The sequence below is a fragment of the Natronomonas sp. genome, assembly GCF_046483325.1.
Lineage (GTDB): Archaea > Halobacteriota > Halobacteria > Halobacteriales > Haloarculaceae > Natronomonas.
The window spans coordinates 1-8,684 of record NZ_JAWODL010000005.1 but is presented as its reverse complement, the minus strand read 5'-3'; the positions used below and the strand labels follow the sequence as shown (position 1 = coordinate 8,684).

General features: G+C 66.4%; 8 protein-coding genes. 2 read left to right on the top strand and 6 right to left on the bottom strand.

The annotated features are described in order from the left end of the window. A partial coding sequence (locus R6U53_RS00950; RefSeq protein ID WP_410320505.1) for an AMP-binding protein occupies positions 1 to 1,274 on the bottom strand: 1,274 nt, incomplete at its 3' end. 93 nt (positions 1,275 to 1,367) lie between these two features. Here R6U53_RS00950 and R6U53_RS00945 point away from each other — a divergent pair. Then, a complete protein-coding gene (locus tag R6U53_RS00945; RefSeq protein ID WP_410320506.1) occupies positions 1,368 to 2,849 on the top strand; it encodes a cobyric acid synthase in 1,482 nt (493 codons plus the stop codon). 23 nt (positions 2,850 to 2,872) lie between these two features. Here the strand turns inward: R6U53_RS00945 and R6U53_RS00940 are convergent, their stop codons facing one another. The 5 genes from R6U53_RS00940 to R6U53_RS00920 form a co-directional block, all read right to left on the bottom strand. Then, complete coding sequence (locus R6U53_RS00940) at positions 2,873 to 3,652, bottom strand: class I SAM-dependent methyltransferase (protein ID WP_410320504.1); 780 nt, start codon at positions 3,650 to 3,652, stop codon at positions 2,873 to 2,875. A 52-nt stretch (positions 3,653 to 3,704) separates the two neighbouring features. Then, positions 3,705 to 4,538, bottom strand: coding sequence for a deoxyribonuclease IV (locus R6U53_RS00935; protein WP_410320503.1), 834 nt, complete (start codon positions 4,536 to 4,538; stop codon positions 3,705 to 3,707). Between the two features lie 69 nt (positions 4,539 to 4,607). After that, a complete protein-coding gene (locus tag R6U53_RS00930; RefSeq protein WP_410320502.1) occupies positions 4,608 to 5,411 on the bottom strand; it encodes a biotin/lipoate A/B protein ligase family protein in 804 nt (267 codons plus the stop codon). Between the two features lie 38 nt (positions 5,412 to 5,449). Next, positions 5,450 to 6,181 (bottom strand): ribonuclease H-like domain-containing protein, encoded by a 732-nt coding sequence (locus R6U53_RS00925; protein ID WP_410320501.1) that lies wholly within the window; start codon positions 6,179 to 6,181, stop codon positions 5,450 to 5,452. Positions 6,182 to 6,206: 25 nt separating this feature from the next. Beyond that, positions 6,207 to 6,788, bottom strand: a complete 582-nt coding sequence (locus R6U53_RS00920) for a DJ-1/PfpI family protein (RefSeq protein WP_410320500.1) — start codon at positions 6,786 to 6,788, stop codon at positions 6,207 to 6,209. 341 nt (positions 6,789 to 7,129) lie between these two features. On the opposite strand from R6U53_RS00920, the gene R6U53_RS00915 reads away from it, so the two are divergent. Beyond that, positions 7,130 to 8,482, top strand: coding sequence for a DUF362 domain-containing protein (locus tag R6U53_RS00915; RefSeq protein WP_410320499.1), 1,353 nt, complete (start codon positions 7,130 to 7,132; stop codon positions 8,480 to 8,482). Positions 8,483 to 8,684 lie beyond the last annotated feature (202 nt).

Here is an 8,684-nt window from a genome sequence, read left to right as displayed (position 1 = left end):
CCGGTCTCGGTTTGCCACCAGGTGTCGACGATCGGGCACTCCTCGTCGCCGATGTGGGTGTAGTACCACTTCCACGCCTTCGGGTTGATCGGCTCGCCGACCGTCCCCAACAATCGTAGCGACGACAGATCGTGCTGCTCGGGGTACTCCGAACCCCACTTCATGAACGCCCGGATCGCCGTCGGCGCCGTATAAAAGACGTTCACGTCGTACCGCTCGATCAGCTCCCAGATACGGGTCTTCTCGGGATAATCCGGCGTCTCCTCGTAGATGATGGTCGTGGTACCGAGCGCGAGCGGGCCGTACACGATATAGGAGTGCCCCGTGATCCACCCGATGTCCGCCGAACACCAGTAGGTGTCCTCGGGTTTGATGTCCAACACCGCATGCGACGTCCACGCGGCATGGGAGAGATATCCGCCGGTCGTGTGCCGGACCGCTTTCGGTTCCCCGGTCGTCCCCGACGTGTACATCACGAAGAGGTCGTCCTCGGCGGCTCGAACGACCGGCTCGACGGCGTTCGATCGGTTCCGTTCGACGAGTTCGTCGTAATCGTGTTGGCGCTCGCCGAGCGAGTGAGGGAGCCCGCCGCCGAGCCGATCGACGACGACGGTCTCGATGTCCCGGTCGATCCGTCTGACTGCCCGGTCGGCCTTCCCCTTGTGGTTGAGTGCGTCGCCGCGGCGGTAGTAGCCGTCGCAGGTCACGAGATACTCCGCGCCCGAGCGCTCCATCCGCGTTTCGAGCGCGCTGGCCGAGAAGCCGGCGAAGACGACCGAGTGCGGCGCGCCGATCCGCGCACACGCCAACATCGCGACCGGCAGCTCCGGGATCATCGGCAGATACAGCGTGACGACGTCGTCCTCCTCGACGCCCAACTCCAGGAGTGCAGCCGCGAACGCCTCCGTCTCGCGTTGTAAATCCCCGTACGTGTACGTTTCCGTCTCGCCGCGTTTGCCGACCCATCGAAGCGCCGCGTGGTTCTTCCGCCCCGCCTCGACGTGTCTGTCGACGCAGTTGTACGCGGCGTTGAGCCGGCCGCCGGTGAACCACCGATACTTCGGGGCATCCGAATCGTCCAACGCCCGATCCCACGGTCGATCCCAGGTGAGGAGGTCGGCGGCGCGCTCCCAACACGCCGGCCAGTTCTCCTCGAACGCCTCGTAGATACCCGGATCAGACACGTTCGCATCCTTCACGAACGACTTCGGCGGCTCGAACGATTCCTGCTCGGCGAGCCACGCTCCGATATCGACCGGTCCGCCGTCATCCATTGGGCGGCGGTTCGGACAGCGGTCTGATAAACGTTCCCCGAGGTGGGGGAGAAGGCACAACAGGTATTGGGGGTCGAACCCCACCTCGACGTGATGGAGGCCCGAACGATCCTCGTCGCTGGTACCGCGAGCCACGTCGGGAAGTCGACGGTCGCGACCGGACTGTGTCGATACCTCTCCGATCGAAACGTGGACGTCGCGCCGTTCAAAGCCCAAAATATGTCGAACAACGCTCGCGCAGTCGGGCTCGCGAGCGGAGGTGGATTCGGGGAGATCGGCATCTCACAGTACGTCCAGGCGAACGCGGCCCGCGTTCCGGCGACGACGGATCACAACCCGGTCCTGTTGAAACCGCGGGGGGACGGCGAATCACAGCTCGTCATCGACGGTCAAGCGATCGAGCACTTCGCCGCTGGGGAGTACTACGAGAGACACTGGGAGCGAGCAAGGGAAGCCGCTGAGGCGGCGCACGGTCGACTGGCGGCGACGCACGACGTGATCGTCGCCGAGGGGGCTGGCTCGATCGCCGAGATCAACCTCCACGATCGCGATCTGGCCAACGTCGAAACGGCTCGGTTCGCCGACGCCGACGTGCTGTTGGTCGCCGATATCGAACGCGGCGGTGTCTTCGCCTCCATCCTCGGAACGTTGGAGTTACTCCCGGACGGCATCCGGGATCGGGTGGTCGGCGTCGCGATCACCAAGTTCCGCGGGGACCGCTCGATCCTCGAACCGGGACTCGACCGGATCGAAGAGCTGACCGGCGTTCCCGTCCTCGGCGTCCTCCCGTACGACGATCCCGGGTTGCCCGAAGAGGACAGCGTCTCGCTGCCCGCCGTCGGAGCGGCCGGGACGATCGGCGACGACGACGGAACCGAGCCCGACCGAACGGTGACGATCGCCGTCCCGCGGTTTCCCAGAGCGTCGAACGTCACCGACGTCGAACCGCTGGCGCGCACGCCGGGCGTCCGCGTTCGGTTCGTCCCGCTCGATGCGCCGCTCGACGCCGACGCCGTGGTGCTCACCGGAACGAAGAACACCGTCGACGACGCCATCGCCGCGCGCGAAGCCGGACTCTACGAGGAGCTCCGAACGTTCGAGGGGCCGATCGTCGGCCTCTGCGGCGGGTATCAACTGCTCGGCGAACGGTTGCTGGGCGCGGAAGTCGAGGGGACGGGCGACGTCGAGACGATAGAAGGGGCTGGCGTACTGCCGATCGAGACCCTCTTCAGCCCCGAAAAGACCGTCGAGGCCGTCGAGCGGCATCTCGACGGCTGTGGTCCCTTGCGGGGCGCGTCGGGTACCGTCACCGGCTACGAGATCCACATGGGCGACAGCGAACGTCTCGCCGATCTCGACCGCCCGTTCGACGATGGGGGGGCGGCCGACGGCGACGTGCTCGGGACCTACTTGCACGGCCTCTTCGAGAACCGGATCGCCCGCGAGGCGTTCGTCGAATCGGTTTACGCGGCGGCGGGACGGTCTCGACCCGAGGCGGGGGGCGACCGGGGATCGCCGTACGATCGGGCCGCAGAACTCGTCGCGGGGATCGATCTCGACGCGTTCGGGCTGTGAACGCCGATCCGGCCAGCGACAGATCAGACGTCCCCGACGGCGACGTAGAACGGAACCGTCTCGGTCCGGCGATACTCGCCACGTTGGAGCTGTCCGATCGCGTCCCGCCCCATCGTGCGCCACTCCGCGCGGAGCGAATCGAGCGCCTCCTCGGTGCCGACCATCGTCTCCCGACGCGCGCGTAGGCCCGCTCCGCTCGCCTTCCGGCCGGCCGCTTCGAGGTCAGCGTCGCTGTACGGCGGTTCAACGACGAGCGTCTGTTCGTATCGCCGCGTCCGCACGTTCGAGAGCCCGGTCTCCCCGAGGACTGTGGCGGCGTCGGCACCAAGTTCGACGTCGGTTTCGACGCCGTCGAGGTATCTGCGACGGGCACGCCGGGCGAGATCCCGCTCGGCCTCGACGGTCGATTCGACGCTCACGGCCCCGTTGTCGGGTTCGATGCAGGCGACACGACCGGACGCGACGCGCGCGAACTCCCGGACCGCCCGCTCTGGGTCGGAGAGGTTGATCAACAGCGCCTGGCAAACGACGAGGTCGACGCTCCCGTCGACGAACGGGAGGTCGTACGCATCGCCGCGTATCGTCGGGCCGTCGAGTTCGGCGAGCAACGCCGCGTCGCGATCGCAGCCGATCACCTCGCCCGGACACTCTTCGCGGAGCACCCGCGTCAGGGCACCCTCGCCGCAGCCGACGTCAAGGACCCGATCACAGGATTCGAGATCGAGATCGGCGAGGGCGTCGCGGCTGTCGGCCCACATGCCTCGGCGCGTCTCCCGCAGGTACTCGGCGTCGAAGTGCCGCATTGAGCGTCGTTGGAGGGTCGCGAATAAAAGCGCCGCGTCCGCGGTCGGCGGGCTACTCGCCGTGAAGTTCTCGGACCCGCTCGACGTTCCACGCGAACGACTTCCCGTTCTCCGTCGGCGTCTCCAGGACGAACGGAACGTCCGAGACGGCGTCGTGGGTGACGAATGCGCGCATCCCGGCCTCGCCGATCAGCCCCTCACCGACGTGGGCGTGTTCGTCCTTGTTCGTCCCGCACTCGTGTTTCGAGTCGTTGAGGTGGACGTACTCGAGCGCGTCGAGGCCGACGATATCGTCGAACTCGGCGAACGTCTCGTCGACGCCCTCGGGCGTCGAGATGTCGTAGCCCGCACCGAACAGGTGCGCGGTGTCGAGACAGATACCGAGATCCAGCGCACAGCGATCGAGGACGCCGGCGAGCTCCTCGAACGTGCCGCCGAGTTTCGTCCCGCTGCCGGCGTCGGATTCGATGAGGATCGTCACGTCGTCGGGGACTTCGAGCTCCTCGAGCGCCGAGGCGGCGTTGTCGAGGCCGCCCTCGACGCCCGCGCCCGTGTGCGCGCCCAAGTGGACGTTGACGTAGGGGATGTCCAACAGGTCGGCCGCGTCGAGTTCGACCTGCATCGAGGCGACGGATTTCTCCCGGAGGTCGTCCTTCGGCGTACAGAGGTTGACCAGATAGGAGGTGTGGATGACCCACGGGCCGACGTCGTTCTCGATCGAGCGCTCGCGGAACCGTTCGGCGTCCGCCTCGCCGATGCTCGGCTCGCGCCACACCTGTGGGGAGTGACTGAAGATCTGCCCGCAGTTGCCGTCGTACTCGAGTTGCTCTTCGACCGCATTGTGGACGCCTCCGGCGATGGAGGTGTGAGCCCCGATCCGTAGCATGCTACCGGATGGGGGGAGCGAGCCAATAGGGGCTTCGGATCGTGTGGGCGAGGGTCGACTCGACCCGGGTCACACCGTCGAATCGGCGCGATCGCGCACCCACCGGTCGTTGTCGTATTTGCGCTCACAGAGGGCGGCAGCGCGATCTCGCTCGTCGTCGGTCCACGCGCCCGGTTCGGCGTCGCCCCACGCGGAGAGTTCAGTTTCGAGCCGCTCGACGAAGGCCGGCCGGTCGGCGTCCACGCCCGGGATGTCGGTCAGACCGCACACTCGATTCGCGAACTCGGCGGCAGACAGCGGCGGATCGACGAACGGGGCGAGACGGCGCTCCGGGTCGGAGCCGAACGTCAACGATCCGTGCTGGACGATCGCATCGCGGGTGCGGTACTGGGCGTTGCCGGCGATCTTTCGACCGTCGGGAGCAACGAGGTCGTGGGCCGGGTCGAGTGCTCGGAGGTAGCAGACGGGGGTCCACAGCGCTTCGGAGCCCTCGGTCGCAAACCCGATACCGGCCCCAACGGCGTCGAAGGCGGCCAACACGGGGGACAAGAGCTCACAGTAACTCTCCGTGACGTCGCCGGGGAACGCCGACTTCGGCGCGATGATCGAGTAGGCGACGTCGCCGAACGAGTCGTGGTAGATCGCCCCCCCACCGGTCTGTCGGCGCGTCACGTCGATGTCCGCGTCCGCGCAGTGGTCCCAATCGACGATCGAGGCGTCGTTGCCGTAGCCCAACGAGACCGTGCTCGGCGTCCACCGGTAGAGCCGAACCGTCGCCGGGCCGCCGGAGGCGACCGTCTCGGCGGCGACCTCGTCGAAAGCCATCGACAGCGGGCCGCGGAGTCGTTCCTCGGGGATGAGCCGCCAGTCCATACTCTCCCTGAAACGTCGACGGACAAAGCGGTTGTGCCCTACGGAAGGAGTTCCCGACCCAGTCGGTCGACCGTCTCGTCGGCGACCGTCAGCAGGTTCACCGTGTCCTCGCGATTGTACGAGACGAGCGTTTCGAGCGAACCGTCGACGCCGCGTTCGTGTTCGTGCCAGAGGCGGACGGCATCTCTCCCGGAGATGTCTGGCCGATCCCGCTCGACGCCGACCTCGGGTTCGATCGCCTTCAGCCCGCCGGTCAACCCGGCGCGTTTACAGGGGTACATCAGATCGAGATGCGGGCGGTCGAGCTCCACGTCGAAGGACGTTTCGAGGAACGGAACGTCGAAGCGCGCGCCGTTGAACGTGACGAGCAAGGGTGCATCGAGCAGTTCGGCGAGGTTCTCGCGGGTCAGGTCGTCGCCGCGAACGAGCGTCTCCGTCTCGCCGCCGCGGTGTGCGCTGACGCAGGTCACGACGTCGTTCGTGTGGTTCAGCCCGGTCGTCTCGATGTCGAAAAAGCACGCCTCCTCGCGGAAGTTCTCGTACAGTCGCCACCGCTCGTTCGAGGGGAGGACCGACTCGAAAAACGCCGAGTCGCCGTCGTTCAACCGTGGGCGCGCCCGTTCAATGAACGCCTCGATCCGATCCGCCGTCCGACTCCCGCACAGCGTCCGGTCGAACTCCGACCAAGTGAGCGCGCCGCATTCCCACAGACTCCGCTCGGTGGTTTCCCCGACGCCGTCGACCCCGATGTAGGTGTTTTCGATCCGCACGGGTGTCCGTCGGACGGGCAGCCCCCTAAATCGCTCGTTCGTACTCCAACTCTTTCGCGACCGCCTCGGCGACCGCCCCGCCGCACTCGCGTTCGACGATGTGAAGCGCGAGGTCGAACCCCGAGGTGATCCCGCTGGCCGTGAGCACCCGACCGTCGTCGACGAACCGCTCCTCGCGGAGGTCGATACCCATCTCGCGGAAGTCCTCGTGTGCGGTGTGGTGCGTCGCGGCGGGTCGGCCCTCGAGGACGCCCGCGGCGGCGAGTAACAGCGAGCCGGTACAGACCGACGCGAGCGTCGTCCCCGACTCGAATCGGTCGGCCACCAGTTCGGGGATGTCGCCGCGATCGTGCTCGCGGCGGACGCCCGGCCCGTCGTGATCGTTCCAGCCGCCGCCGGGAACCAACAGCATCTCGGGCGACGCCGAGACGACGCCGTCCGGTTCGACGCGGAGCCCGCTTCGCGCCTCGACCAGGTCGGTCGGCTCGCGCGTCACGAGCGAGGCGTCGATCCCGTCGTCTCGGTGTGCGGCGATTCGGAACACCTCGTACGGCCCGATCGCGTCGAGTTCGTCGTATCCGTCGAAGAGGAGTATTTCAACGTCCACAGCGGTGGATCGTCCCCGACAGTCATAGTTCGGTCGGATAAGTTATAAAGTTTATATCGATATATCAAATTCCAGATGCGCTCGGAGCGCGAGAACGAAACGCTCGGCGCGCCCACCGCGAACCGAGATAAAATCATATATAACGTGATTTCATCGTACATCACACAGATAGCGGATGCCATCTTCACCCATTGACCCCTGAAAAGCCTCCTTTAACATGAACACAGTTGTTCGGGATATTTCAGTCGGACCGTACTCGGCCCATTTATAAGACCACATACCTACACTTTCTCGACCGGGTGCGGACGCGTATATTTATGCGAGGCGTCCCACCCGCCGGTATGGACGCGAACGAGACACGGCGATCGCTGGCGGTCTCGGAGGCGGCGATCCGGGAGACGTGCGGCGGGACGCCGTTTCCGGAGATGGGGGTCATAGAGCAGGTGTGGGAGACCGATCCGATCCCGAATGCGGAGATCGCAACCGAGGCCGGGGACGCGTTCGAATCGCTGGCGCTCGACGGCGTACCCGACGGCGGCGAGGTCGCGTTCGGGGTCGGCAGCCGCGGCATCGCGAACCTCCCGACGATCGTCGCTGGTGTCGTCGACCGGGCGAGCCAGTTGGGGTACGATCCCTTCGCGTTCCCGGTGATGGGGAGCCACGGCGGCGCGACGGCGGAGGGGCAGCGTGGGATGTTGGCCGATCTGGGCGTCACGGAATCGACGATCGGCTGTGAAATCCGATCGAGCATGGAGGTGGTCGAGGTCGGTCGAACGGCCGAACGGGACGTCCCGGTCGTCGCGGACGCCAACGCCGTGGCGGCGGACGCGATCGTCCCGATCAACCGAATCAAGCCGCACACCGACTTCGACGGACGCGTCGAGAGCGGCCTCTCGAAAATGCTCGTCATCGGCGTCGGCAAACAGCGCGGCGCGAAGATCGCACACGACTGGGCGGTCGATTGGTCGCTTCGCCATATGCTCCCCGAGATCGCCGCTCAACTGCTCGAGGAGCTGTCGGTGGCCGGCGGCGTCGCAATCCTCGAAGACCAACGCGACGACACGGCATGCATCGAGGGAATTCCACCGGAGGGCTTTCTCGATCGCGAACGGAAGCTTCTCGAAACCGCCTACCGGATCATGCCAACGGTGCCGTTCGAGGAGCTCGACGTGTTGGTGTTGGACCGACAGGGCAAGGACGCGAGCGGTCAGGGGATGGACACGAACGTCATCGGCCGGCGTCCGTTCGCGATCCACGAGCCCGAACCGGACAGCCCGGAGATCAAGCGGATCTACACGCGCGGGCTCACGGAGACGACGCACGGCAACGCGATGGGGATGGGATCGGCTGACTTCGTCCACGGAGACCTCTTAGCGGAGGTCGAGATGTCGACGACGCTGATCAACGCCCTGACGGCGAGCACCACGCGGGGCGTTCGACTGCCCCCGACCGTCGAGACCGACCGGGCCGGGCTCACCGCGGCGCTCTCGACGATCGGGATCGTCGATCCGGAGACCGTTCGCGTCCTCCGAGCGACCGATACGATGCGGCTGGATCGGCTGTACGCCTCGACCGCACTGGTGGCGGAAGCCAGAGGGCGAGACGACCTGCGCGTCGTCGAAGAACCGTCGCCCATCAGGTTCGAGTCGGGAGATTTTGTCGACCCGACGCCTCACGAGCGAAGCGGCGAGTAGGAGTAGAAGACCATCAGACTGACAGATCACCGACCGACACGCGGCGACCCTCTTCCCAGGATCGGTGGCCGGCGGGCAGTTCGCTTTTACGGCAAACCGGGCAATCGTCCAGCGGCTGGAGGCCGAGGGCGCGCTGATCCACCATGCCCCCTACGAGCACAGCTACCCGCACTGCTGGCGGCACAAAACCCCGATTCTTTTC

What these genes read in the sequence shown, in the direction of transcription:
- R6U53_RS00945 (WP_410320506.1), top strand. Translation starts at nt 1,368, where the DNA reads ATGGAGGCCCGAACGATCCTCGTCGCTGGTACCGCGAGCCACGTCGGG.
- R6U53_RS00940 (WP_410320504.1), bottom strand. Translation starts at nt 3,652, where the DNA reads ATGCGGCACTTCGACGCCGAGTACCTGCGGGAGACGCGCCGAGGCATG.
- R6U53_RS00935 (WP_410320503.1), bottom strand. Translation starts at nt 4,538, where the DNA reads ATGCTACGGATCGGGGCTCACACCTCCATCGCCGGAGGCGTCCACAAT.
- R6U53_RS00915 (WP_410320499.1), top strand. Translation starts at nt 7,130, where the DNA reads ATGGACGCGAACGAGACACGGCGATCGCTGGCGGTCTCGGAGGCGGCG.
- R6U53_RS00930 (WP_410320502.1), bottom strand. Translation starts at nt 5,411, where the DNA reads ATGGACTGGCGGCTCATCCCCGAGGAACGACTCCGCGGCCCGCTGTCG.